The sequence below is a fragment of the Acinetobacter sp. Ac8 genome (assembly GCF_055392545.1).
This window is the reverse complement of sequence record NZ_AP043689.1, coordinates 2,360,482-2,386,079: the sequence shown is the minus strand read 5'-3', so window position 1 is coordinate 2,386,079 and position 25,598 is coordinate 2,360,482. Positions and strand designations below refer to the sequence as shown.

20 protein-coding genes and 2 pseudogenes are annotated in these 25,598 nt (G+C 39.6%); 12 read left to right on the top strand and 10 right to left on the bottom strand.

Going from position 1 to position 25,598, the window contains the following annotated elements; all coding sequences use genetic code 11:
- Window positions 1-2: 2 nt before the first annotated feature.
- The 3 genes and pseudogenes from ACZ5QH_RS11210 to ACZ5QH_RS11200 all read left to right on the top strand — a co-directional run.
- A pseudogene (locus tag ACZ5QH_RS11210) lies at window positions 3-2,447 on the top strand (type VI secretion system Vgr family protein); the annotation flags it as partial.
- Window positions 2,448-2,488: 41 nt separating this feature from the next.
- A pseudogene (locus ACZ5QH_RS11205) lies at window positions 2,489-3,193 on the top strand (T6SS immunity protein Tli4 family protein); the annotation flags it as partial.
- Between the two features lie 8 nt (window positions 3,194-3,201).
- Window positions 3,202-5,106 (top strand): lipase family alpha/beta hydrolase, encoded by a 1,905-nt coding sequence (locus tag ACZ5QH_RS11200; RefSeq protein ID WP_303576071.1) that lies wholly within the window; start codon window positions 3,202-3,204, stop codon window positions 5,104-5,106.
- A gap of 183 nt (window positions 5,107-5,289) precedes the next feature.
- On the opposite strand, the gene ACZ5QH_RS11195 is transcribed toward ACZ5QH_RS11200, so the two are convergent.
- Window positions 5,290-6,171, bottom strand: a complete 882-nt coding sequence (locus ACZ5QH_RS11195) for a LysR family transcriptional regulator (RefSeq protein ID WP_234623508.1) — start codon at window positions 6,169-6,171, stop codon at window positions 5,290-5,292.
- A 165-nt stretch (window positions 6,172-6,336) separates the two neighbouring features.
- On the opposite strand from ACZ5QH_RS11195, the gene ACZ5QH_RS11190 reads away from it, so the two are divergent.
- The 6 genes from ACZ5QH_RS11190 to ACZ5QH_RS11165 all read left to right on the top strand — a co-directional run bounded on the left by ACZ5QH_RS11190 (window position 6,337) and on the right by ACZ5QH_RS11165 (window position 13,587).
- Window positions 6,337-7,854 carry a CoA-acylating methylmalonate-semialdehyde dehydrogenase gene (locus ACZ5QH_RS11190; RefSeq protein ID WP_303576072.1) on the top strand — a complete coding sequence of 506 codons (1,518 nt, stop codon included), beginning with the start codon at window positions 6,337-6,339 and terminating at the stop codon, window positions 7,852-7,854.
- Between the two features lie 15 nt (window positions 7,855-7,869).
- Complete coding sequence (gene mmsB / locus ACZ5QH_RS11185) at window positions 7,870-8,760, top strand: 3-hydroxyisobutyrate dehydrogenase (protein WP_004720378.1); 891 nt, start codon at window positions 7,870-7,872, stop codon at window positions 8,758-8,760.
- A 103-nt stretch (window positions 8,761-8,863) separates the two neighbouring features.
- On the top strand, window positions 8,864-10,516 hold the full coding sequence (locus ACZ5QH_RS11180) for an AMP-binding protein (RefSeq protein ID WP_303576073.1): 1,653 nt from the start codon (window positions 8,864-8,866) through the stop codon (window positions 10,514-10,516).
- 73 nt (window positions 10,517-10,589) lie between these two features.
- Complete coding sequence (locus ACZ5QH_RS11175) at window positions 10,590-11,717, top strand: acyl-CoA dehydrogenase family protein (protein ID WP_303576074.1); 1,128 nt, start codon at window positions 10,590-10,592, stop codon at window positions 11,715-11,717.
- Between the two features lie 55 nt (window positions 11,718-11,772).
- Window positions 11,773-12,546: an enoyl-CoA hydratase gene (locus tag ACZ5QH_RS11170; protein ID WP_303576075.1), complete on the top strand. Its 774-nt coding sequence runs from the start codon at window positions 11,773-11,775 to the stop codon at window positions 12,544-12,546.
- Between the two features lie 15 nt (window positions 12,547-12,561).
- Window positions 12,562-13,587 carry an enoyl-CoA hydratase/isomerase family protein gene (locus tag ACZ5QH_RS11165; RefSeq protein ID WP_303576076.1) on the top strand — a complete coding sequence of 342 codons (1,026 nt, stop codon included), beginning with the start codon at window positions 12,562-12,564 and terminating at the stop codon, window positions 13,585-13,587.
- Window positions 13,588-13,701: 114 nt separating this feature from the next.
- On the opposite strand, the gene ACZ5QH_RS11160 is transcribed toward ACZ5QH_RS11165, so the two are convergent.
- The 3 genes from ACZ5QH_RS11160 to ACZ5QH_RS11150 are packed head-to-tail and all read right to left on the bottom strand — an operon-like array spanning window position 13,702 to window position 16,569.
- A complete protein-coding gene (locus tag ACZ5QH_RS11160) occupies window positions 13,702-14,613 on the bottom strand; it encodes an alpha/beta hydrolase (RefSeq protein ID WP_303576077.1) in 912 nt (303 codons plus the stop codon).
- 1 nt (window position 14,614) lies between these two features.
- Window positions 14,615-15,496 (bottom strand): alpha/beta fold hydrolase, encoded by an 882-nt coding sequence (locus ACZ5QH_RS11155; RefSeq protein ID WP_303576078.1) that lies wholly within the window; start codon window positions 15,494-15,496, stop codon window positions 14,615-14,617.
- 20 nt (window positions 15,497-15,516) lie between these two features.
- Entirely contained in the window at window positions 15,517-16,569 is a 1,053-nt protein-coding gene (locus ACZ5QH_RS11150; RefSeq protein WP_303576079.1) for a sugar phosphate isomerase/epimerase family protein, read from the bottom strand.
- Between the two features lie 179 nt (window positions 16,570-16,748).
- On the opposite strand from ACZ5QH_RS11150, the gene ACZ5QH_RS11145 reads away from it, so the two are divergent.
- The 3 genes from ACZ5QH_RS11145 to ACZ5QH_RS11135 all read left to right on the top strand — a co-directional run bounded on the left by ACZ5QH_RS11145 (window position 16,749) and on the right by ACZ5QH_RS11135 (window position 18,678).
- Window positions 16,749-17,357 (top strand): TetR/AcrR family transcriptional regulator, encoded by a 609-nt coding sequence (locus ACZ5QH_RS11145; protein WP_004821566.1) that lies wholly within the window; start codon window positions 16,749-16,751, stop codon window positions 17,355-17,357.
- 422 nt (window positions 17,358-17,779) lie between these two features.
- The gene (locus tag ACZ5QH_RS11140) at window positions 17,780-18,274 is read left to right on the top strand and encodes a MarR family winged helix-turn-helix transcriptional regulator (RefSeq protein WP_034612977.1); all 495 of its coding nucleotides are present in this window, start codon (window positions 17,780-17,782) and stop codon (window positions 18,272-18,274) included.
- A gap of 65 nt (window positions 18,275-18,339) precedes the next feature.
- Window positions 18,340-18,678: a DUF6616 family protein gene (locus tag ACZ5QH_RS11135; RefSeq protein ID WP_034612980.1), complete on the top strand. Its 339-nt coding sequence runs from the start codon at window positions 18,340-18,342 to the stop codon at window positions 18,676-18,678.
- Window positions 18,679-18,813: 135 nt separating this feature from the next.
- Here ACZ5QH_RS11135 and ACZ5QH_RS11130 read toward each other — a convergent pair whose 3' ends face one another.
- The 6 genes from ACZ5QH_RS11130 to ACZ5QH_RS11105 all read right to left on the bottom strand — a co-directional run bounded on the left by ACZ5QH_RS11130 (window position 18,814) and on the right by ACZ5QH_RS11105 (window position 25,579).
- Window positions 18,814-19,707, bottom strand: coding sequence for a SphA family protein (locus tag ACZ5QH_RS11130; protein WP_303576080.1), 894 nt, complete (start codon window positions 19,705-19,707; stop codon window positions 18,814-18,816).
- A 153-nt stretch (window positions 19,708-19,860) separates the two neighbouring features.
- Window positions 19,861-20,883, bottom strand: coding sequence for a 4-hydroxy-2-oxovalerate aldolase (gene dmpG, locus ACZ5QH_RS11125; protein ID WP_303576081.1), 1,023 nt, complete (start codon window positions 20,881-20,883; stop codon window positions 19,861-19,863).
- On the bottom strand, window positions 20,880-21,818 hold the full coding sequence (locus ACZ5QH_RS11120; protein WP_171077759.1) for an acetaldehyde dehydrogenase (acetylating): 939 nt from the start codon (window positions 21,816-21,818) through the stop codon (window positions 20,880-20,882). Before ACZ5QH_RS11120 ends, dmpG begins: the two co-directional genes overlap by 4 nt.
- Before the next feature lie 129 nt (window positions 21,819-21,947).
- Window positions 21,948-22,730: a 2-keto-4-pentenoate hydratase gene (locus tag ACZ5QH_RS11115; RefSeq protein ID WP_034612991.1), complete on the bottom strand. Its 783-nt coding sequence runs from the start codon at window positions 22,728-22,730 to the stop codon at window positions 21,948-21,950.
- Window positions 22,731-22,937: 207 nt separating this feature from the next.
- Window positions 22,938-24,710, bottom strand: a complete 1,773-nt coding sequence (locus ACZ5QH_RS11110) for an FAD-dependent oxidoreductase (protein WP_303576082.1) — start codon at window positions 24,708-24,710, stop codon at window positions 22,938-22,940.
- A 32-nt stretch (window positions 24,711-24,742) separates the two neighbouring features.
- Window positions 24,743-25,579, bottom strand: coding sequence for an alpha/beta fold hydrolase (locus ACZ5QH_RS11105; RefSeq protein ID WP_004821550.1), 837 nt, complete (start codon window positions 25,577-25,579; stop codon window positions 24,743-24,745).
- Window positions 25,580-25,598 lie beyond the last annotated feature (19 nt).

Genomic DNA, 25,598 nt, shown 5'->3' with positions numbered 1-25,598 from the left:
AAATGTTGAATAATATTTCTATCTTCTTGGATAAGTTTGGCTTCGGAACTCAAAAACGTGCGATGAGTGTCCAATTTTCAAATTTGGAACTCAATTCCCAAATCATGTTACAACGTATTGATGGTTATCATGCTGTCAACGAGGGCTTATCCGCAGAACTGATCTGTTTATCCTTAAATCCATTTATAGAATTAAAACAATTTATTGGTTGTCAGGTGAGTGTGGACCAAGTTACAGATTCAGGCAGGTTGTTTAGAACGACAGGTATTATCACAGGTGCAAGTCAGGGACAATCCGATGGTGCATTGAGCCTTTATCGATTAACCATGCAAGATCCAACCAGTTTATGGCATAAAAGACGTAATAGCCGCGTGTTCATGGATAAGCGTGTTGTGGAAATTTGCGAAATTATCGTAAAAGAATGGCAATCCAAAAGTGCCTTGTTTGCAGCAAGTTTAATACTGGATAGCAGTGGCTTAACCAAAGACTATGATGTTCGTCCATTCTCCATGCAATCAAACGAATCTGATTATGAATACCTTACTCGGATTTTACGTGAAGAATCAATTAACTGGCTGATCGATGAGTCGAATTACTTGGTTTCTAGTAATAGTATTGAACCACAGAAACTAAGATTAATTGATGACAATGCCCAATTTAAGGCCCTTGAGCGTAGAACCATTCGTTATCATCGATCGAATGCAACGGAACAGTATGACAGTATCACCAGTTTTATCGCAAAGAGACAATTACAATCTACAGCAATCCACGTCCAGCGTTGGCAAGCAGACAGTTTAACTCAAGAAGACGCCAGTGGTTCCGTCCTAAGTTCACACAAACACAGCGCACAACGCGACAATGAGAGTCTAAGTCTAGAACAAGCTTGGAATATCTCTCCTGCATGGATCCGTGACCTTAAAGGTGAAGACCAAGCCACAGCATCAGGAAATAGCCAACTCGATAAACTGAATAAACAACTGAATCAATATCAAGCTTTGCAAGCCAAATACTTTACCGCGCATAGTAGTGTCCGTGATACACAGGTTGGCTATTGGTTTCAATTGACTGATCATCCAGAGTTGGACAGAAATCATCGTGGAAGTGATAAGGAACTGCTTATACTGAATAAGCACTTTTACCATCAGAACAACTTTCCCAAAGATATTCAAGATCAAGTTGAAAAACTACTCACCCTCAGCCATTGGCAAAGCAATAAAGACAGTAAACAAGAACGTCAAGCCAATGAGCTTACCTTAGTTCGTCGTAACATTGATATCGTTCCTGAATATGACCCTTTAAAACATCGACCAACGGCTCACGTACAACGTGCCAAAGTGGTCAGTGATGGTGATGAAATCTATGTGGATGAATGGGGTCGGATAAAAGTACGTTTCCTATTTACTCGAATTGAAGATCATGCTCATGATGGTGGTGCTGGTTCAAACGATACTGATACCGATTCTGCATGGGTCGATGTACTGACGCCATGGGCGGGTGAAGGTTATGGTGCAAGATTTCTACCTCGTGCTGGTGAGACGGTAGTGATTGATTTTTTTGATGGTAATATTGACAGACCCTTTGTTACAGGACGAATCCATGAAGGACATCGAAGTCCAACCCAATTTGATATCAAAGGCAAATTGCCAGAAACCAAAAAGCTGAGTGGTATTCGATCAAAAGAGATTTCGGGGGAAGGCTTTGGGCAACTCAGATTTGACGATAGCACTGGGCAACTGAGTACACAGCTACAATCTAGCCACGGTGCAACACAGCTAAATTTAGGCAATCTAAGTCATCCCAAAGAAACCGCAGAAAGTGATGGTCGTGGTGAAGGGTTTGAGTTAAGGACCGATGATTGGGGCGGAATACGTGCGCCTAAAGGAATATTAATTACAACAGAAATAGCAAGTAATGCTGCTGGAAACCAACTTGATCGCGACAATCTTCAAAATAATATCGAAAAATTCTTAGCAACTAATCAAGCCATTCAGGAAGCAGCGAAACAACACCAAACTTCTGCGCCAGCATTGGAGTTACAAGAAGCCATAAAAATAGCGCTTCCGAACTGGAATGAATCAGATTCGACCCCTTATATTGCAATCGATGCAAAGGATTCACTTATTTTCGATGCAGATAAAGGCATAATTGCCCAAGCCAAAGAAAACATTGATATAAGTTCAGAACGTAATGTTCAAATTTTTTCAGGTCGAGCTTTTCTGGCAAACGTTTTAGATAAAATTTCACTCTTTGCTCAAGCAGCGGGTATCAAAATCAAAGCTGGGCAAGGTGCAGTCGAAATTGAGTCACAAGCAAGCAGCATGAAAATCGCCTCACAAGAACTGATGCATATTTATGCGATTAATGACTTTATCAAAGTCGAAAGTGGTAAAGGAATACTGATCTCATCTGGCGGTGGTTTCATTAAAATTGAAGATGGCAATATAGATAATGGCGAAATGATTACTCAAAAGGCAACCGGAAAGTTTTTGAAGACCCCAAAGAACAGATATTTGATGGTCGAGTGACTAAGATTTTTAAAGGGAAATTAGCGGATAAGAAAATACTTCCTTATGATGTCTTTGGATTTGTACTTGATAAAAATACGTTATTTTTAATTGAAGGCGGACATAGTGACTCCCCAGAAAGAACCAAGAAAAGTAATGAAGCAATTCATAATTTAGTGAAAAACTTACGCTATCGTAATGAGCATGAGATTCCCAAAGAAATAGGACAATGTATTTATCAAGGTTTTATTAACGATGAAACCGAACAGTACCGTTATAGTATTCAAACACTAGCTTTTGACTTTAAAAACTATCCAACAGTGGTATTACGTTTTGAGGCAGAAACAAATGATGAATATGTCTTGCCAATGATTCCCCGGATAGAAAAAAAGTTTAAAGAGGTTGGGCAAAGCCAACGTCAAATTGATAAAGGCAATATCCGTAAAGGTGAAAAAAATACGGCTCATTTAACGGGTCAAGAATGGATTTCAGTTGAAAAAATGAAAGGCAAAAATGGCATTAGCGCCCTATGGGAACATACGGGCAGTGCCAATAAGAATCAGGATCCATTGATTAGTTTTGAGACTGATACTGGATATTCTTCCCCGCTTAGTGAAAGTAGTAGTTTACAACAATATGACGCCTTAAAACTTTATGAGTCAATTTTAAAAACCATACGTAAATTCTGAGAATAACAATGTCAAATCATATACATCGTCATGAGGCCTATGAAAGGCTTTATAAATCTGGAAGTGTTTCCTATGTTTCACATACCACACCGGATAGTGTTAATACCGAGTGTGAAATCCCAGCACCTGTAACACATGTCGTGCCGGTTATTTTTATTCCAGGCATTATGGGCTCAAATATTAAAGACGCAAAGAAAAATAAAGTTTGGTATCCTCGAATATCACTTTCCACCATTATTGAATACAGTAAACGAGATGCACGTGAACGACAAATTGTCTTGAATCCAGCAACAACTCAGGTGGGTTATGATGGCGATGTAAAAATAAGTAAAAAGCGAATTCCACATATCACCAAAGACGTGGCTTTGGCACGCGGTTGGGGCTCTGTGATTACCATTGGTTATGCAGATTTATTGATTTTTATGGAAAGTCAGCTTAATCAGCCCTTTAAAAAGTTAAGTGAGCAAAAAAAAGACCAGTTTAATGGTACAACTGAATGGGAAAAAATTGTCCATCCGGGCAATAAGGCAACTGAAAAAATACTTAAAAATTGGTCTGCTGAAAAAACAGTTGAATTATTAGGTTTAGAAAAGCATGAGCAATTGGCTGATTATGCTTTTCCAGTGTTTGCTTGTGGCTATAACTGGTTACAGACCAATATGAAGTCAGCGGATCATGTTGCGGACCGACTCAATAATGAAGTTATGGCACAAGTTAAAAAAGAATTTCCTAGCGCAAAATTTAAGAAATTTATTATTGTCAGTCACTCTATGGGTGGATTGGTGACTCGTGCTTTGATTCAAAATGAAAAAGTTAAAGATAAGATTGCCGGTGTGGTACATGGTGCGATGCCTGCCAGTGGTGCACCAGCGGTATATCAGCGTCTAACTGTAGGCTGGGATGGTTGGAAAGCGTCAACAGGACTCTTTAAAAGTGCTGCTGCTTGGGCAACTAAATTTATGTTTGGAAATACTTCTGAACGTCTCACCGCAACATTGGCGAATGCACCTGGGGGATTAGAACTATTACCTTTTTCAAATTATTCCAATGCTGTGGATTTTCCCAAAAATCCTAGAGCATGGTTAGTCATTAAAGCCAAAACGCCTAGCGGTGAAATTATCGCCACATTACCAAAAAGTACCGATCCATATACTGACATTTACCAAAGAAAAGATAGTTGGTGGGCGATGATCAATCCTGATTTTATTGATCCTGCTGGATTGGTTGCAAAAACTGTAGATAAGGAGGAATACGATAGTATTTTTGATGTTTATGTAAAGAATATAGAAACTGTTAAAGAATTACATGATTATATAAAAGACTCTTATCATCCCAATACGTATGCCAATTATGCTGCTGACAATAGTTTTAAAGCATTTGGTCAGGTGGTGTGGCGCTGTAAAGAAGAGTTAAATATTAGCAGTGAAAATGAATTGATTGAATTAATGAGCTTATATGGTAAGAAAAAATTAATCCAGTTCCCGGATATCAAAGATCGAAGTGATATCAAAGAAGATGATCCCAATAATCCTGCAGAAAATGATGCAGATTTAAGCATTAAAGGCTCGAAAACTCATAATTTACAAGACAACGCCTATAAAGAAGATGGTGTAAGAGAAATTTTGCTTGATGTAAAATCTAAAATTTCTAAAACCAATAAAGCCACATTTTATTTAGATCTTAAACCCACTTCAGAAGGAGATGGAACGGTATGTTATCAGTCTGGGCAAGATGTTCGTGCAGAGGGGCGTAGTCCAATTGAAACCTTTATTATCAATGGCTATGAACATGCAAAGAGCTATGACAATAAACATGTCCAATTGAATACAATATATTGCATTGCAAACATCGTCGATATTATTAAACAAACTTCAACATCAGAAAAATGCGAGAGTGAAACCAAGCGTTTATAATTTTATATGAGTTTAAGTAAATAATTTTAAGGACTTCTAAGGTTAACGATAGAAGTCTAATTTTATCTGGTCTTAATTGTTCTCAATATTCCTCACTTTATATTAAGGAAAAATTTGAAGACGATTTAGGCAATATTTTATAAAATCAAGAATTTGAAAAAATTTAAATTCTACCGAAAATTTTTAATCCATCAATAAATTTTGATATTTATCAGCTTGTGTTCTTAAAAAATCCCAGACCAATTTTATACGTGGTTCATGCTGTAAATCGACTAAAGTTAGCATCCAAAAAGTATGAATAAAACGAACTTCATCTTGTAATACCTGTTTAAGTTCTGGTTTATTTTCTGCCAGAAACTTCGGCAAAATTGCCAATCCTGCACCTGCACTCACAGCAACTTGTTGGGCCAAAATACTGCTACTTCTAAAATTTGCATTGAGCTGTAAGGGCAGACGTTCTAAACAATACAGTTCAGGACTGTAAATTAAATCGTCAATATAGTTTACAAACTGATGGTTTTTTAAATCTTCAAGTTTTTTAATCGCTTGGGTACTTTCTAAATAGCTTGTACTGCCATAAATTTTAAGACAATAATCGGTTAAACGGGTAATGATATAAGGTCCTGACTTAGGACGATCAATGGAAATCACAATATCAGCTTCACGATGCGACAGCTTAATCATTTTTGGAACCGGGATAAGATCAATCGTGAGTAAAGGGTATTGTTTAGACAGTTCTGCCAATAGCTGGGCTAAAAATGCTGTTCCAAAACCCTCAGGTGTGCCAATTCGCACATGTCCTTGTAAAGGTAAGTTGGGCTTTTCAATTTGCAAGAATGCTTGTTCCATTTGCTCGACACGGGGCACCAACGCCAAGCCTTCCATAGTCAGTTCATAGCCTGTGGCTTCGCGTCTAAACAACGGCGTTCCTAAAGCTAATTCTAGCGCCTGTATCCGTCTAGACACGGTACTGTGTTCGACCCCAATAATACGAGCTGCATTGGTTAACGTCTTGGCACGCGCTAAAACTAAAAAAAACTGTAGGTGATCCCAATCGACTTTCATTATGTATGACATCCTTGTGCATATTTGCACATTCATTGTGCGTTAATTTCTATTGGTCATCTATATTTTCTTTGTTAGTTTGATTTGAAACAGCACTGATGAAAATACTGCTTTTGGCTATTTTCTAAGAATGTAACAACAAAAAATATTGCCTATGGAGAGGTTATGAACACAATGTCAAATATTCATTCGACGACGGCTAAATTATTAATTAATGGAAAATTTACCGAATCAAATACTACTGAATGGCAAGACATTCTAAATCCAGCGACCCAAGAGGTACTTGGTCGTGTCCCAATGGCAACTTTAGACGAAGTTGATGCTGCAATTGCTGCTGCACAAGAAGCATTTAAAACTTGGCGTTTTACACCAATTCAAGCCCGTATGCGTATCATGCTGAAACTGCAAGATTTGATTCGTGACAATATGAAAGATATTGCCCGTGTTTTGACCGCAGAACAAGGTAAAACCTTGGCTGATGCAGAAGGTGATATCCAACGTGGCTTAGAGGTGGTTGAACATGCTTGCTCGATTGGCACCTTGCAAATGGGTGAATATACTGAAGGTGTAGCTCGTGGTGTAGATACTTATACCTTGCAACAACCATTGGGTGTATGTGCTGGAATTACCCCGTTTAATTTTCCTGCCATGATCCCATTGTGGATGTTTCCAATGGCGATTGTTTGCGGCAATACCTTTGTACTTAAACCGTCTGAGCAAGATCCATTATCGACCATGATGCTGGTAGAATTGGCATTACAAGCGGGTGTACCTGCTGGTGTACTCAATGTGGTACATGGTGGCAAACAAGTGGTAGATCGTCTATGTACGCATCCGGACATTAAAGCCATTTCATTTGTAGGTTCAACAGCGGTAGGCACGCATGTCTATAACTTAGCAGGTCAGCATGGTAAACGTGTGCAATCGATGATGGGTGCAAAAAACCATGTCGTGGTGATGCCAGATGCCAACAAAGAACAAACCTTAAATGCTTTAGTTGGTGCTGCATTTGGTGCGGCTGGACAACGGTGTATGGCATTGTCTGTTGCTGTCATGGTCGGTGAAACTAAAAACTGGGTGGATGAATTGGTTGAAAAAGCCAAAACACTGAAAGTCAATGCTGGGCAGGAACCGCAAACAGATATTGGCCCCGTGATCTCACCACGTGCTAAAGCTCGGGTTATAGATTTGATTAATAGCGGTATTGAACAAGGTGCACAACTCTTACTCGATGGTCGAGGCGTACATGTCCAAGGCTATGAAAATGGCAATTTTGTTGGTGCAACCATATTCAATCAAGTCAGCACCGATATGCGTATCTATACTGAAGAAATTTTTGGCCCTGTATTAGCCATTATTCATGTTGATACGCTTGAACAAGCCATTGAATTGGTCAATGCCAATCCGTTCGGGAATGGTGTGGGTTTATTTACTCAAAGTGGTGCCACAGCACGTACTTTCCAAAGCACCATTGATATCGGTCAAGTTGGGATTAATATTCCAATTCCTGTGCCAGTTCCATTCTTTAGCTTTACCGGGTCAAGAGGTTCAAAATTAGGGGACTTAGGGCCTTATGGTAAACAAGCAGTACAGTTCTATACTCAAACTAAAACCATTACCAGTCGTTGGTTTGAAGACACACAAGAAAAAGGTGAAGTGAATACCACCATCAGCTTGCGCTAATACAGGAGTTCAAGGATGAATATTGCATTTATTGGTTTAGGCAATATGGGCGGTAAAATGGCCCATAATTTACTCAAAGCAGGTTTGACGGTTTATGGCTTTGATTTAAGTGATGTTGCAATCGCACATTTCACCGAAGCAGGCGGAATTGCCTGTAATAGTCCACAGAAAGCAGCAGAAAATGCAGATGTGGTAATTACTATGCTGCCAGCCGCAAAGCATGTTAAAGAGGTGTATTTGGGTGAAAATGGGGTACTTGCTGTGCTTAAACAAGGCAGCTTATGTATCGACAGCAGTACCATTGATCCACAAACTATTAAAGACATTGCTGCAATTGGTGCAGAGCAAGGAATTCAAATTTGTGATGCACCTGTTTCAGGTGGCACGATCGGGGCTCAAGCAGGTACGCTAACTTTTATGGTAGGAACGGATGATAAAGCCTTTGAACAAGTCAAATCTGTGCTTGCACCAATGGGTAAGAACATCGTGCACTGTGGTGAAGTGGGTGCAGGACAAATTGCTAAAATTTGCAATAATCTCATTTTAGGTATTTCAATGGCCGCAGTGGCTGAAGGTATGGCGCTCGGGGCAAAACTCGGTATCGATGCACAAGCGTTGGCAGGCGTAATCAATAGTTCGAGTGGTCGTTGCTGGAGCTCGGAAGTGTGTAACCCATGGCCGGGTATTTCTGCAAATGCACCTGCTGGACGTGGTTATAGTGATGGCTTTGCCTCTCAACTGATGCTTAAAGATTTGGGTTTGGCTGTTGAAGCCGCAGGCCAAGTCAAACAACCTTTGCTTTTAGGTGGTTTGGTACAGCAGCTTTATCAGCAACTGTGTATGCAAGGTAATGCTCAACTCGATTTTTCCAGCATCATTCAGCAATATTTGCCTAAAGAAACTTAATCATCAATCGAAGCATCGTCAATTTCACCACCCATGGGTGGTGAAAAACCAATAGATTCACTCGTGTCATGAATAACAATAAATCCAGACCGGAGTATATAATATGTTGAATTATCAGGATGTTGCTAAAACATTTAATTTAGATGGTGCGGTTAAGGAAATGCTCTCAGGTTCAGTCGATCAACTGAATGCCTGTTATGAATGCTGTGACCGACATGCAGAAGCAGATCGCGAAAAAGTTGCCCTATATTGGCAAGCTAAAGATGGTCGTAAAGAGCAATATACCTTTGCTCAACTGAAAAAATGGTCGAGTCAGTTTGCCAATTTTTTAAAGTCACAAGGTATTCAAGCTGGTGATCGTATCTCTGGTTTATTACCAAGAACTCCCGAATTATTGGTGGTGATTCTCGCCGCTTGGCGAATTGGTGCAGTTTATCAACCGCTATTTACTGCATTTGGCCCAAAGGCGATTGAACATCGAGTTCAACTGGCAAAAAGCAAATTGGTCGTGACCGATATCGGCAATCGTAGCAAACTGGGTGAAGTTGCACAGTGTCCACAAATTATGACTGTCGCTAATCAACAGGGTCATGCTGTACAACAAGGCGATTTAGATTTTTGGAAAGAACTCAATCAACATGCTGAGCAATGTGATCTGGTCATGCAAAGCATTCAAGATCCATTTTTACTGATGTTTACCTCAGGCACCACGGGGCCTGCAAAACCTTTGGAAGTTCCACTCAAAGCCTTAATTGCTTTTGGCAACTATATGAAAGATGCGATCGGCTTACGCGCAGATGATGCATTTTGGAATATTGCTGATCCAGGTTGGGCGTATGGACTTTATTACGGTATCACAGGACCATTATTGTTAGGCCATGCCACTTTGTTTTATGAAGGTGGTTTTAGCATAGACAGTTTGTGTCAAATTATTGATGATTATAAAATTAATAATTTGGCAGGTGCACCTACAGCATATCGGATGATGATGGCCGCGGATCCCGCTCAAATGGCACAACTAAAGGGTAAATTCCGGGTTGTGAGCAGTGCAGGCGAACCTTTAAATCCAGAAGTTTTTCGTTGGTTTAAACAAGTGCTTGATGCGCCTATTTTTGATCATTATGGACAGACAGAGGTGGGTATGGTGGTGTGCAATCATCATGGTTTAAACCATGAGGTCCGTGCAGGCGCTGCTGGTTTTGCCAGCCCAGGTTATCGTGTTGCTGTGGTGGATGATCAAGGGAATGAGTTGCCTGCCGATACCGCTGGAATTTTAGCGGTAGATATCAGTCGATCACCGATGATGTGGTTTGGTGGCTATAAAGAAAGTCGTAAATCACCATTTATCAAAAATTATTATTTAACTGGTGATACTGCTGAATTACATGCAGATGGGAGTATGAGTTTTGTTGGACGTAGTGATGATGTGATTACCACCTCTGGATATCGTATTGGACCTTTTGATGTAGAAAGTGCATTACTTGAACATGAGGCAGTGATTGAAGCTGCTGTTGTTGGAGTCCCCGATCCAGAGCGAACAGAAATCGTTAAAGCTTTTGTGATTTTGGCAGAAAATAAAACACCATCTGAGGAATTGGCTGAACAACTTGGGCAATTTGTCAAAAAACGTCTGTCTGCCCATGCTTATCCAAGACAAGTTGAATTTGTCACTGAACTACCCAAGACCCCAAGTGGCAAGATTCAACGCTTTTTACTACGAAATCAAGAAATTGCTAAACAACAATTAAGTGTATAAAGCCAGTAAGGATCATCCTACACAAGCTAAACTTGCCGAATGTAGGATGTTAAATGATACTAAGGAATATGAAATGCAATTTACTGAAGAACAATTATTGATTCAGGACATGGCGAAAAGTTTCGCCCAAGAACAAATTAAACCAAATGCAGCGGAATGGGATAAACACAGCATTTTCCCCAAAGAGACCTTGTCACAAATGGGGCAATTGGGATTTATGGGGATGCTGATTTCAGAGCAATGGGGTGGTTCAGATACCGGCAACTTAGCCTATGTTCTTGCACTTGAAGAAATTGCGGCAGCAGATGGTGCAACCTCCACTATCATGAGTGTACATAATTCAGTTGGTTGTGTGCCAATTGCTAAATTTGGTAGTGAAGAGCAAAAACAAAAATATTTAATGCCTTTGGCACAAGGTGAAATGATCGGTGCTTTCGCATTGACCGAACCGCATACAGGCTCTGATGCAGCAGCACTGAAAACTCGAGCTGTCAAAGATGGTGAAGATTGGATTATTAACGGTGCAAAACAATTTATTACTTCAGGAAATAATGCTGGTGTAATTATTGTATTTGTAGTGACCGATCCAAGTGCTGGTAAAAAAGGTATCAGTGCCTTTATTGTGCCACGGGAAACTGCGGGCTATGAAGTGATTCGCACTGAAGAAAAACTGGGATTACATGCTTCAGATACCTGTCAAATTGCATTGACTGATGTGCGTGTACACAAAAGCTTAATGTTAGGTCAAGAAGGTGAAGGGCTTAAAATAGCACTGTCTAATCTGGAAGGCGGTCGTATTGGTATTGCTGCGCAAGCGGTGGGTTTGGCACGTGCTGCCTTAGAAGAAGCCAGCAAATATGCCAAAGAACGGATTACTTTTGGAAAACCGATTTTTGAACATCAGGCAATCGCTTTTCGTTTGGCAAGTATGGCAACAGAAATCGAAGCAGCTCGTCAATTGGTCCATCATGCTGCACGTCTAAAAGAAGCAGGCAAGCCCTGTCTCAATGAAGCCTCAATGGCAAAATTATTTTCCTCTGAAATGGCAGAGCGTGTCTGTTCAGCAGCTTTACAAGTTTTCGGCGGCTATGGTTATTTAAAAGATTTTCCAATTGAACGAATTTATCGTGATGCACGTATTTGCCAAATCTATGAAGGCACCAGTGACATCCAGCGTTTGGTGATTGCGCGAAGTTTATAAATAGAGTTAATCGCTGTATATCAGATGATGGGATAAAACAGATAAGGAAATGAATATGCAATTTGAAACGATTTTACTGGAAAAACATAAAGGTGTAGGTTTAATTACACTCAATCGCCCAAAGGCTTTAAACGCATTAAATTCAAAATTAATCCAAGAAGTAAATTTAGCTTTAGATGATTTAGAAAAAGATCAGGATATTGGTTGTATGGTGCTGACTGGTTCAGAAAAAGCCTTTGCAGCAGGTGCTGATATTAAAGAAATGGCGGGATTAAACTTTCCCAATATTTATTTTGATGATTTTTTTAACCTTGCCGATCGAATTGCGCAACGCCGTAAACCCTTAATCGCAGCTGTCAGTGGTTATGCCTTGGGTGGCGGTTGTGAGTTGGCACTGATGTGTGATTTTATTTACTGTGCAGACAATGCCAAGTTTGGCTTACCTGAAGTCACTTTAGGCGTGCTTCCAGGCATTGGGGGTACGCAGCGTTTAACCCTTGCCATAGGTAAAGCCAAAGCGATGGAAATGTGTTTAACCGCCCGACAAATGGGGGCAATTGAGGCAGAACTGAGTGGTTTAGTTGCCCGCGTGTTTAGCCCCGAAGAGCTTTTATCCCAGACTTTAAGTGCTGCTGAAAAAATTGCTGAAAAATCATTGGTGGCGACAATGATGATCAAAGAATCAATTAATCGTGCCTTTGAAGTGAGTTTGGCGGAAGGTTTGCGTTTTGAACGACGAACCTTTCATTCAATTTTTGCTACTTTGGATCAAAAAGAAGGCATGCAAGCCTTTGTTGATAAACGCCAAGCCAACTTTAAAAATCAATAACAGGATGAAGATGGAATGAATACTGAAAATCATTTAATCATCGAACAGCACGCAGCTCTGGGTGTGATTAGCTTAGATCGAGTGTCCAGCCTGAATGCGCTGACTCTGGATATGATCAATGGTATCCGTATACAAATTGAAACTTGGCAAAATGATGCTGGCATTCAAGCGATACTGATCAAATCCAATAGCCCAAAAGCATTTTGTGCAGGCGGTGATATTCGTTATCTTTATGATTGTTATCAAAATGGTACAGATGGCCATAAAGACTATTTTATCGCTGAATATGACATGTTGAATAGCATTCGCGCGTCTAAAAAACCGATTGTGGTATTGTTAGATGGCTATGTCTTAGGTGGTGGTTTTGGTCTGGCACAGGCCTGTCATATTATTGTTAGCAGTGAAAAATCACGTTTTGCCATGCCTGAAACGGCGATTGGTTTCTTTCCTGATGTTGCAGCAACGCATTTCTTGTCACGTTTAGATGATATTGGGGTCTATTTGGCAACCACAGGCGACCAAATCAGTAGCAGTGATGCCTTATATTTAGATTTGATTGATTATCATGTTCCTAGCCAACAGTTTAATGCCTTACTTGATGCGTTGAGCCAATCAAGCAATTTAAGCAAAGACAATATTGAACAAATAATTTCGAAATTTATTACCCGTCCTGTAGAAAGTGAACTCAGTGCATCGGTTGAAAACATTCGTAAGCATTTTGGCTTTGAAAATTTGCAAGATATTGAAAAAAGTCTTGAAAATGAAAAAGACCAACAGCATCAAGCCTGGGCAAGCAAAGTCTTAAGCACTTTGCAACAACGTTCTTGGGTGGCGAAAAAGACCAGTTTACGACTGCAATACTTGGGACGGGGATTGTCATTACAACAATGTATGCAGCTGGAACGAAATTTACAGGATATCTGGTTTGAACATGGTGATATTCTTGAAGGTGTTCGTGCTTTAATAGTCGACAAAGATAAACAGCCAAAATGGCAGCAACAGAATGCAACACTAGATAAAATATTGGCTGAATTAGGTTAGTCTTTTTAATGCGTATGCGTATATCAGTTCTGTTTTTATAAACATTCAGATACTTTTAAAGGCAACAAAAAAGGAAATCATGCGATTTCCTTTTTTCACGATGATCAAAAGCACCTATAAATCAATCTTATCGTATATAGCGTTGGCTTTCTCTGTGATTGCAGTCATATGGATTGCTCCATGAATCATTCCTGCTAGAAAATGAAATTTCACCGAGACACCAGCATCTCTCAATCTTTCAGCATATTGTTCACCATCATGGCGTAGTGGATCATATTCACAGACAAAAATTGTTGCCTCAGGTAAACCTTGTAATGACTGTGCCAGTAGGGGGCTCACCAACTGATTGGTTTTGTCAGAATCACTATTTAAATATTGATCCCAACAATACGTCATTGTTGCAGTGGTTAAGCCATAACCATCTGTATAAGTTTCATAGGATTTACCCTGCATCGTGGCATCTAAGGCTGGATAAAACAGCAGTTGTTGACTAATCTGGATTTCTGGATGCGCTTTAGCGAGTAAGCATGCAGCCGCTGCAAGGTTAGCACCCGCACTATCACCACCCACAGCAATACGATTTTGATCAAGACCTAAACTTAAAGCCTGTTCTTGAATATAACGAAGTGCTGTAAAAAAATCTGTCAACGGTACTGGAAATTTAAATTCAGGCGCTAGGCGATAATCCACTGAAAAGATAACATGCTGTGTTGATTCTGCCAGTAAACGGCATGAACGATCCCATGCATCTAAACTCCCCAAACACCATCCACCGCCGTGGGCAAATACTAAAGCTGGGTTGCTTTGTAGCTGCACCAAAGCATAGGGCGTATATACCCGAACTTGGATTTGAGCTTGATCAGAAATTGTGACCCAAAAACTGGATTGATAGCTGGGATCTTGCTCAATACCTTGCTGTTGTATGATGTCCTGATTTACCTGCGCTCTTAATTCACAAAGTGTGTTTGCAGTTGTTGCAGCAGGTCTAGTGTTAAGCCAGTCTGCAATTTGATGATCTAAAGGCATCTTATTGCTCCAGTTGTAGAAATTCTAAAATCAGGGAACAAAACGCTGCTGGTTGTTCCTCCATAATAAAATGACCACAATCTTTGACAATTGCACTGGTTAAATGTGGTGCAACTTTTTTCATAGTTTCATAAGGTGCATCATTGGTTGCTTGTTCTGCGCCAATCGCCAATACAGGCATTTCTAGATTTTTAGTTGCGCGGATTTTATTTTGACGAATGGTTTCGGGGATTGAGCGATAGTAATTAAAGCCTGCCGTTAAACGTCCCGATACCTTATAAGCCTCAATATAAGTTGCAGCGGCGACTTTATCTCTATGCCATGACCACTTATCAAAAATATAATTAAGATAAGTTTCTTCACGTCCACTGACCAAAGCTTCAGGTAAGTCCATCACTTGATTAAACATGAAATGCCATAGAAAAATATTTTCATCAGCTGAAACAAAAATAGGCGGTGGCGTTGCCAATCCAGGAATAACAGCTTCAGTCACAGCCAGAGAAGTGACAGATTGGGGGAAATCAGCTGCAAGTGCATAAGCAACCCACATCCCGATATCGTGACCAATCACTGAATAAGTATCATGTCCAAGTTTTGACATTAAGCTGGATAAAATCGTCGCAATTCGCCCCGTATCATAACTTCCATTCAGCGGCACAGAATATCCCGTTCCCGGTGGATCCACAGCAATTGCCTGATAACCGTTGGCCGCCAAGACGCTCATTACATTTCGCCATGCGTACCATGTTTGTGGCCAACCGGGGATAAGTAATACAACAGGACCACGACCTGTAGAGACATAATGAAGTTTTTTACTGTCTATATGGATGTAATGATGCTGAAATTGATCGACTAAATTTTCATGTGTTGTAATGCTTGTCATAGTAAATTCCAATCGCTGCCTTAGATACCCAAAAGTTGATTTATTTGCAATTGATTGACAGGCGCTGCGGCAAAATCATCAAAGGTTTTATCAGTAACATGAATAATATGTTGTTGAATAAACTCAGCACCTTCACTTGCACCATCCTCTTTATTTTTTAAGCAACATTCCCATTCCAAAGTTGCCCAGCCTTGATAGTCGTTATGTGCCAATTTTGAGAATATTGCTTTGAAATCAACCTGACCATCTCCAGTAGAACGGAATCGACCTGCACGATCTCCCCAATTTTGATAGCCCCCATACATCCCTTGGCGACCTGTCGGGTTAAACTCCGCATCTTTAACATGAAACATTCGAATAAAATCTTTATAGATATCGATGTATTCCAAATAGTTCAGTTGTTGCAGGATAAAATGACTCGGGTCAAAAAGAATCTGACAACGTGGATGGTGTTGTGTCCGTTCTAAGAACATTTCAAAGGAAATGCCATCATGTAAGTCTTCGCCAGGATGAATTTCGTAGCACAGATTAACATTATGTTCATCACAAGCATTGAGGATTGGCATCCAACGACGTGCAAGTTCATCAAAAGCAGTTTCAATAAGTCCAGAGGGGCGTTGAGGAAAAGGAAAGATATAAGGCCATGCCAGTGAACCTGAAAAAGTTCCCATATCTTGTAAACCTAAACGGGCAGATGCTTGCACAGAAGCCAACATTTGTTGTTCAGCCCATTGAGTTCTAGCTACTGAATTTCCATGTAAATGTGAAGGTGCAAAACCATCACATAAAGCATCATAAGCTGGATGCACAGCCATAAGTTGACCAAAAATATGCGTTGTCAACTCACTAATTTCTAAACCATTATTTTGTAAAACCCCTTGTATTTCATCGCAATAATCTTGGCTTGTGGCTGCTAAATTAACATCAAATAAACGCTTATCCCATGCTGGCAGTTGTACAGCCTTAAAGCCTTTATCGGAAACCCATGCGGCAATGCCCTCTAAATTATTAAATGGGAAAATATCATCACTGAATTGTGCGAGATGAATACTTGGACCTTTGATGGTTTGCATAGCTAAACTCAATTGGTTGTCGATCGACAAACAATAGGCTTTCTTTTGAATAAAAACAACAAGTTTTTAAAAAAGAATCTAAAAAAGGGCAGCCTCTCCAATAAATCCTATTGATTTATTTGCGAAATTTATTTTTTCGAATGATAATAAAAAACACTAAATCGAATTGAAGCGTCGTTATGGCTGGTAGACCAAGAGAATTTGATAGGGAAAAAGCACTGATTCAAGCGCGTGATTTTTTCTGGCAACATGGCTATGAAGGGACTTCGATGTCAGATTTAGTCGAGGTCTTAGGTATTGCTTCAGCGCGTATTTATAAAGCGTTTGGCTCTAAAGAAGCGTTGTTTCGAGAAGCTGTTATACACTACGAAGAAAATGAAGGCGGCTTTGCGATCCACGCTTTACAACAAGCAAATATTAAGGATGCGATCAGTCAATTATTTCAAGATGCAATCAAACTCTATACCCAGAATAACCATTCATATGGCTGTATGGTTGTGTCATCTGCAAGCGTATTAAGTCAGGAAAATCAAAGCCTTTTAGACTGGATGAAGCAACAACGTATTGAACGTGGTCAAAGTCTGGTTAAGCGTTTTAAACAGGCGAAAGCAGATGGACAATTATTAGAACATGCTGACCCTGAAATATTAGGGCAATATTACGGACTAGTGCTACATGGATTATCCGTTCAAGCTAGAGATGGTTATTCAGAGCAAATGCTTTTGCAAATCATCGATTTTTCCCTTAAGAATTTAGATCAATATCTGGTTTCATCTTCAAAAGCTTAGACCTAGATCAGCAGTAACAATGTATAAGTGATGAATATTGACTTGGAATATACATCGTATGATTGCGACATATTTTGTTGAGTTTTAAGCCTTGCTTTACGGCGAATAAATGGGCGTTTCATCACTTAAAACGGGCAATATTGAATAGGTTTTAATTGATGAACAAATTAAACTTTAATATTATATTTCAATAAATTATAAAACTCCATGAGCTAGGTTTCATCCTATTCAAAATAGCACTAAGAAATATTTTATCGATTTAACACGAGATAAAGTAAACATAAAAATTAATCTGAAAAAATCTGTTTCAGTCCCTTTAAAATCGATCAATTTAAGCACTGTTTTTTGGTGAAGAATCTATCTTGACACAGCTAAAATATTCAATATATAGTTAGTCACCATACTATATGGCTAAATACTAAATGAATCTAGAACAGAAATACACCGCGCTTTTGCATGAAGCGCAACGCCGTAAAATGGCAGATATTGAAAATTTGCGCCTCTGTTTTCAAACGCTTTCACTTGCTTCAAGTATTGATCGAGACTGTGCCGCACAGCTTGCGCCTTATGGCTTATCTGAAGGGAGATTTGTGCTTTTATTTCTCCTTGATGCAGCTAATGATGCTGTAGCGCCTAAAACTTTAGCTGAACAAGCGGGAATTACCCGTGCCACAGTCACTGGACTACTGGATGGTTTAGAACGTGAACAATTGGTAGAACGTCACGCAGATCCAGAAGATCGTCGCGCGTTATGTATTCGGCTGACGGCAAAGGGTAAACAAGTCGCAAAAACTGTGTTTGATCAGCATAGTCGCTGGATTGCCAGCCTGTTTGTTGGTTTAACCCAAGCTGAGCGTGAGCAATTAACAGACTTACTTGAGAAAGTGGCGAAAAATCTTGTTGATAAGCGCTTATAAAATATCTGTATAAAAATCTTTTTAAATTATCGATATAAAACGTTGAATTAAATCAAGGAAAAATCATGAATCACTATCTCATTGAACTCTATACACCAAATGCAGTTTGGCAAACTTTACCTACACAAGAGCGCCAACAATATTTGGCGGATGTTGGCGCGGCTATGGGAGGCTTGTCTAGTCTGGGTGTTGAGCTTTTAACACTCACCGAAATTGATACTGTAGTTGATCAAAGTAGTCATCATCGCTTTATGGGGATTTGGCGCTTTCCAAATCAACAGGCACGGGATGCATTGTTAACAGGTATTCAAGCAAGTGGTTGGTATGATTACTTCGATCATGTGAATGCAGCAGGGACGGAAGGTGATTTCCAGCAACATCTTGATGCTTTAGCAAAGTTTTAGATTGTTGACTATTTCACAATTTACTATTTCTGTCTGTTTAAACACAGCAACATTGATTTATAAAAATTTTATCAACTAGCTTAATTAGACTAGGATGGGTTTTCGTATTTTAAAACCCATCAGAACCAGATAAAATTATTTTAGACTATTTTTAGGGATCACAAGTCTTAACCAAGCCGCATCGCCTTTAGGTCTATTTTCAACAGCAGTTTCAGTAATATATCGAGCCTCTACAGACCAACCTTTTCGCCCTTTATACAAAATCCCGGGACCAATACCGAAAACTTGACCTTTAAAACCAATATCATCTCCATTAAATTTATCACCCGTCACTTGTTTTAAAGCATAACCTTGTATACCAACAGCAAAATTGGGTAAAACGCGATAACTTAAATTATAATCTCCTGCAAAAAATTGACCCGATTTATAATTGGTATCATTATTCTCAGTATTATAATTATAGGTTATCTTAGCACTGGCATCCCAATGAGGATCAAGGTAGCTATATCCTATCATCGGTCGAATGGTAAAGTAGTTATTACCAGAGTTTGCCATTTTATTTTTGTCATAAGATCCAATAGGTACCGTCACTTCAAGTCCTGTTGTATAGTTATGTGAACCATGATGCCAACCAATTGCTGTGGCTAAATTGGTATCTCCAAAACCAAACTTTGAATCTGTATATCCTGCCGCACTGGCACGAATATCAACCAAGGGTTGTACGATATGAAATGCAAGATTACCACCAAATACTGTTTTATCCGTCACCCAAACTAGCCGTGGTACGTACACATTTACATTTAATCCAAAGTCTGGAATAGATGAATCTCCATTTTGGTCTACAAATTTTGAAGCATGGTAATTTTGATAATAACCAAGCATATACGTCCCTGGCGGAGGCAGAGCGCCCGCAAAAAAAGTATCTGCACCTAAAGGATAAGTGCTGGCACCATTTTCAGTTGCAAAAGCATTGCTAAATTGCAAGAATGCAGTTATACCAAACACAATTCGAAGACTATGACTGTCCATGTTTTATTTCCTTTTGTTGGTTTTAGAATTTAATCAATCCTTGGTACGTTGTTCATCGTGCTGTAGTTTTGTGTTTTATAATTAAAAAACTATAGCGCTAATACATTTTTGTTTTGGTCACTGATGTTCAAATATGAATCCTCTATAATCGGATCATTCAGCCAATTGCTTTTGCTTTAAGATATCCAAAGCAACATCAATGATCATATCCTCCTGACCACCAACCATACGGCGCCTCCCTAATTCGATTAAAATGTCGATTGTTTTAACAGCATATTTTTTCTGAGCTTCTTCTGCATGACGGAGGAAACTTGAGTAGACACCTGCATAGCCTAATGCCAATGTTTCTCGATCCACACGAACTGGTCGATCCTGTAAAGGTCGGACTAAGTCATCTGCTGCATCCATCAATGCGTATAAATTTGTGCCATGATTCCAACCTAGTTTTTCTGCAGCCGCAATAAACACCTCTAATGGCGCATTTCCTGCACCAGCCCCCATGCCTGCTAAACTTGCATCAATTCGTTGACAGCCTTCTTCAACAGCGACAATTGAATTGGCAACTCCTAAACTTAAATTGTGGTGCGCGTGGATTCCCAATTCAGTTTCATGTTTCAGTACTGCTTTCAGGGCTTTGAAACGTGAACGAATATCAACCATATTCATTGCACCACCTGAATCCACAACATAAATGCAGGTTGCGCCATAACTTTCCATGAGTTTTGCCTGTTGTGCTAAATCCTCAGGAGTTTGTAGGTGACTCATCATTAAAAAGCCAACAGCATCCATTCCTAAATGACGTGCATATTCAATATGCTGCCTAGATATGTCTGCTTCTGTACAATGTGTAGCTACGCGTACAATACTTGCACCCGCATCATAAGCGGCTTTTAAGTCGTGAATCGTACCGATACCAGGCAATAAAAGTGTGGCAATTTTGGCATGTTTAACAACATCAGCAACGACTTCAATCCACTCAAGGTCAGTGTGTGCACTAAAGCCGTAGTTAAATGATGAACCTTGTAAACCATCACCGTGAGCAACTTCAATAGAATCCACCTTTGCAAGATCTAAAGCACTTGCGATGGAACGCACATCATCTAAAGAATATTGATGGCGGATTGCATGCATGCCATCACGTAAAGTTACATCAGAAATATAAAGTTTTTTATTCATCGCAAATGCTCCATGGACTGAACCATGCGTTCAGCAGTTGTAAGCGCTGCAGATGTCATGATGTCCAAATTTCCTGCATAAGCAGGGAGATAATGTGCTGCTCCTTGAACTTCAAGAAAAATTGAAGTTTTTAGACCACTGAATTTACCCACACTGGGAATATTTAATGGTCTATCTTCAGGAATTACATCAAATTGAACTTTTTGTTTTAAACGGTAGCCCGCCACATAAGACTGTACAACCTGAACCATTTCTTCAATACTTTGTTCAATTTTGGCTTGATCTACTAGCTCAGATAAAATATAGACAGTGTCACGCATGATTAGTGGTGGTTCTGCAGGATTCATAATGATGATTGCTTTACCTTTGGTCGCACCACCAATCATTTCAATTGCTTTGGCTGTTGTTTCAGTAAATTCATCAATATTGGCACGTGTACCTGGACCTGCCGATTTAGAAGCGATTGAAGCCACAATTTCTGCATAATGTACTTTGGTAAGTCGTGAGACTGCTGCAACCATTGGAATAGTTGCTTGACCGCCACAAGTCACCATGTTGACATTCCGTGCATTTAAATTTTCATTCAAATTGACCACAGGAATACAATATGGACCAACAGCCGCAGGCGTTAGATCAATTAAGCAAATACGGGAATTTTTAGCCCTTAGAAATGCATCATTTTCAATATGTGCTGTCGCAGATGTAGCATCAAATACAAAATCAATTTCTGGAAAAATGGCAAGCTTACTCAACCCCAGTATGCCTTCATAGGTTGTTTCCACCCCCATATCAGCTGCGCGAGCCAAACCATCTGAATTTGGATCAACTCCCACCATTACGGCCATTTCTAGATATTTTGATTGGCGCAAAATTTTGATCATTAAATCAGTTCCAATATTTCCAGAGCCAATAATGGCAACCTTGCTTTTTTTAATACTCATTACATTGACTCCAATATGCATCGCTAATGAAAGATCTTAATTTCATGTTATTGAATAATAAATAGTTTTTAATAAAAATATCGATTATCATATATCTAAAATAAAAACTCTGATTCATTAAAATTAGCTAAAAAAACAACTTACTCCACCCAGTCGCGTTAACTGCATACGAATATGATCACCCGCTTCAACTTTCACCATTGGACCAATTGCCCCAGATAACACGATGTCACCAGCCAGAAGAGGGCGTCCATATTCAGCCATTTTTCGTGCTAACCAAAGGCAGGACTCCAAGGGGTGACCTAGACAAGCTGCACCAACACCAATTGAAGCCTGTTTGCCATTTTTCTCTAAAATCATTCCTTCCAATGCAAGATTCATTTCAGAAAAGCGAACCGGGGTATTTCCTAACACATACAGCCCCGATGAAGCATTATCTGCAACGGTATCAATCAAAGTGATCTTCCAGTCTTCAATTGCTGAGTCCACAATTTCTAAAGCAGGGACTAAGTAATCAACGGCTTGAATTAATTCAGATAGTGTCGTATCTATTGCGAACAGATCATGTTTGAGTATGAAAGCAATCTCACCTTCAATTTTGGGTTGAATCAGCGTTTTACTGTCAATGATCGCACCATCATAATGTTCCATGTCTGCAAACAACATTCCAAAATCAGGCTGATCAACACCCAATTGTTGTTGGACTGCTATGGAGGTTAAACCTACTTTTCGGCCGATTAAGCGACGACCTTGTTCTAAGGCAATTCGCGTATTTATTTCCTGAACAGCATAAGCATCATCCAATGTCGTAATCCCAAACTGTTCTGAAATTCGTTGACATGGTTGAAGCTTGAGACGTGATTGGGTCAATGCTGCAGCTGCATTCTGAATCGCTTGCGTTGTCATTTTTATCACCTTAATCATGAAAGTCATGACTTGGTTAAAACCGAATTATGACTTTCAATGCTGGAACTTTTACAAAATATAACTATGGTAGGCTCGTTGGAAAAAGTCTTTTTACCAGAGTCTTGCCTCGGTTTTTGATTAACTCACTAGGTTGATAACATTCAATTAAGCAGGCAGAGATGCTGAGTTTTCTGTTTCTTTAGAAATCTAAGATTGGCCTAAAATTTCTTTTAATGATTGAGTAAGCTTATTGACATACTGGTTTGATGCATTATGGGCACGCCATGCGATCATCATGTCTGGGCGAACCAATAATGCACCACTCTCATCAATCCCAGAGATCCGAGCATAATCACCAAAACTGTCGTCATATTCACCCAAACCGATCTGGCAGACTTTAATTTCAATACCTAACTCTTGTTCTGCTTTTTTCACAGCTTCGAGCCAAGCTTGACCTGACAAACCGGTCAATAGGGTAAAGGTTCCTTTACCACATAAGTCGAGTGTAGATATTTTATGTTGGTTTTTTTGCAACCATACATGTGGAATATGTGAGCCAGGACGAGTACTTGCTTGATAAAAATACTTTGGATCTTTAATAAAGACTTCCTCCGCAGAGCCATCAGAAAGGATGGCTTTTGAAACATAGCGTTGGTTTAACTCAACACCATGTGCTGAACCAAAGCCATCTAAGGTTGCCTGCATTGCATTTTTAAGTTCTGCACGGCGTTTGGCGCCTTCAATAGTCGGTTCTCTTAACCATTCAAATGCAAGTTTAGTTTCAGCAGAATTATCTTCATTTGGTTTTAGCCCAGTTGCTTTAAGTAGAGGGATCAAAGTCATTGTGCTGTCAAATGCATGATTTACAATTTGTTTTGCTATAGGTGTACGTTCAGTATCAAAAGATTCAAGTAATGTATGATTTGCTTGACCTTTAATGACCATTGCAAGTTTCCAAGCCAAATTGTAAGCATCTTGAATACTGGTATTCATGCCCAAGCCACCGAATGGTGTATGTTTATGTATCGCATCACCGATACAGAACACACGACCTTTGCTACTATTCAGTGCAAATTGGCGATTATTTTCCCAAGTTGATACAGCTGTAATTTTTATAGGGATCGTATCTGTACCTAAAATACGATTTACATAGGTTACAGCGTCCTCATAGCTTAATTTTGGTGTGCCTTTAGCTTTATAGTAACCACCGACACAAACCCATTTTGTCCATGGACGCACCATGCGCAATACACCAAAACCAGGACCACCTTCAGGACCATTCAAACCATGACCTGTTTGAAGCATCCAGTACATATCACTTTTACGATGATTACAGTAGTTGCTTAAATCTGCTTCAAATTCAATATTGATAGAACCTGAATCACCCAGTGATAGATCACCTTCAAACTCAATACCAATATCCTGTGCAACTTTTGAATGGGCACCATCTGCACCGATTAGGTATTTGGCACGCACTGTAAATTCAGTTTCAGTTAATTTATCTAATAATTGTATAGTGACACCGAGATCATCCTGTATATGAGATAAATACTCTGTCTTAAAGCGGACATCAGCACCTCTTAATGCAGTCTCACTGATCAATAAAGGTTCAAAATATAATTGTGGTAAATCACAATATCTACTTGGACTTGCAGCCATATGCTCACCTTGAGCAAGAGGAGAACTTGCCCAAGCAGGAATCCGTCCATATTCTTGACCCACTAGACTTGAAGCGAATACATGTTCACCCATATAAGACCAAGGAGTTGAAAGTTTTTTTGCAGCTTCTTCAATCTCTAGATCTCTCAAGATCTCCATGGTTCTTTGATTGACAATGTGTGCACGTGGTGTTGGCGAAGTGGAAGAATACTTATTAATGATAATATTTCGAATGCCTGCATGGGCTAATAATAAAGATGCGATAGCCCCTGATGGTCCTGCACCAACAATGAATACATCAGTTTCGATTATTTTAGCCATAATAACGCTCCATATTTTTTGAAAATCCATTTTTAGTTGTGATTCCATTTGTCCAGTAAAATGAAATCTAAAGTGATGCGGGTAAATAATTCAGGGTGTTCCATCATTGCCCAGTGACCACAATGCGGTAAGAAATAACCTGTAGATTCTTCAAGTAACTCTAAAAAACGGAAAGCTTCTCGCATTGGAATAGCCGCGTCATCTTTACCATTTACCACTAAAGTTCGGGTTTTAATAGCCGCAATTTCAGACTCTTCATAGTGCAAGCCGCTTTGATCACGAACCCATCCCATTGTTGATTGATAGGCCTTTTTAGTCGCAGGTTGATTGGATAATGCATGGCGATAAAAAATCAAATCTTCAGGTATTTTAAAGTTTGCATTGCCTAATGCTTTGATAATTTTACGCATACCCTCAACTGTGAAATCATAGTGAATAACATTTTGAAGGGCAGGGTTCACTTTATGGTTCAGACCAGCACTCCCCATCAACACCATACTTTTTACAAGATCAGGGCGTTTCATTGCTACGCCTAGAGCAGTAGCGCCACCCATAGAATTACCTATGATATGAACAGGACCTTTAGCTAAAGCTTCAATGAATGCAATGGCTTGTTCATTACGAGCTTGTTGGGTATAAGAAAATTCAGCTGGATCTGGACAATCTGACTTACCAAACCCCACCATATCCATAGCAATTACATTTGCAGATGTTGCAAATAGATCGAATGAAGCACGCCAGTTACCGTATGAATCAGCACCCGCACCACCACCATGGATTAAAATAATAGTTTCATCACCTGTTCCAGACTCATAATAAGCTGTTGTGAAGACACCAGTTTTAAGATATTTTTCAGAATTGATTTTCATTGTGACCTTCCTTTAATCA

Bases quoted from the DNA above. Each gene is read 5' to 3' on its own strand.
- ACZ5QH_RS11195 (WP_234623508.1), bottom strand. From the start codon at position 6,171: ATGAAAGTCGATTGGGATCACCTACAGTTTTTTTTAGTTTTAGCGCGT.
- ACZ5QH_RS11165 (WP_303576076.1), top strand. From the start codon at position 12,562: ATGAATACTGAAAATCATTTAATCATCGAACAGCACGCAGCTCTGGGT.
- ACZ5QH_RS11140 (WP_034612977.1), top strand. From the start codon at position 17,780: ATGAATCTAGAACAGAAATACACCGCGCTTTTGCATGAAGCGCAACGC.
- ACZ5QH_RS11115 (WP_034612991.1), bottom strand. From the start codon at position 22,730: ATGACAACGCAAGCGATTCAGAATGCAGCTGCAGCATTGACCCAATCA.
- ACZ5QH_RS11200 (WP_303576071.1), top strand. From the start codon at position 3,202: ATGTCAAATCATATACATCGTCATGAGGCCTATGAAAGGCTTTATAAA.
- ACZ5QH_RS11110 (WP_303576082.1), bottom strand. From the start codon at position 24,710: ATGGCTAAAATAATCGAAACTGATGTATTCATTGTTGGTGCAGGACCA.
- ACZ5QH_RS11130 (WP_303576080.1), bottom strand. From the start codon at position 19,707: ATGGACAGTCATAGTCTTCGAATTGTGTTTGGTATAACTGCATTCTTG.
- mmsB (WP_004720378.1), top strand. From the start codon at position 7,870: ATGAATATTGCATTTATTGGTTTAGGCAATATGGGCGGTAAAATGGCC.
- ACZ5QH_RS11190 (WP_303576072.1), top strand. From the start codon at position 6,337: ATGAACACAATGTCAAATATTCATTCGACGACGGCTAAATTATTAATT.
- dmpG (WP_303576081.1), bottom strand. From the start codon at position 20,883: ATGAATAAAAAACTTTATATTTCTGATGTAACTTTACGTGATGGCATG.
- ACZ5QH_RS11145 (WP_004821566.1), top strand. From the start codon at position 16,749: ATGGCTGGTAGACCAAGAGAATTTGATAGGGAAAAAGCACTGATTCAA.
- ACZ5QH_RS11180 (WP_303576073.1), top strand. From the start codon at position 8,864: ATGTTGAATTATCAGGATGTTGCTAAAACATTTAATTTAGATGGTGCG.
- ACZ5QH_RS11155 (WP_303576078.1), bottom strand. From the start codon at position 15,496: ATGACAAGCATTACAACACATGAAAATTTAGTCGATCAATTTCAGCAT.
- ACZ5QH_RS11175 (WP_303576074.1), top strand. From the start codon at position 10,590: ATGCAATTTACTGAAGAACAATTATTGATTCAGGACATGGCGAAAAGT.
- ACZ5QH_RS11105 (WP_004821550.1), bottom strand. From the start codon at position 25,579: ATGAAAATCAATTCTGAAAAATATCTTAAAACTGGTGTCTTCACAACA.
- ACZ5QH_RS11160 (WP_303576077.1), bottom strand. From the start codon at position 14,613: ATGCCTTTAGATCATCAAATTGCAGACTGGCTTAACACTAGACCTGCT.
- ACZ5QH_RS11170 (WP_303576075.1), top strand. From the start codon at position 11,773: ATGCAATTTGAAACGATTTTACTGGAAAAACATAAAGGTGTAGGTTTA.
- ACZ5QH_RS11150 (WP_303576079.1), bottom strand. From the start codon at position 16,569: ATGCAAACCATCAAAGGTCCAAGTATTCATCTCGCACAATTCAGTGAT.
- ACZ5QH_RS11135 (WP_034612980.1), top strand. From the start codon at position 18,340: ATGAATCACTATCTCATTGAACTCTATACACCAAATGCAGTTTGGCAA.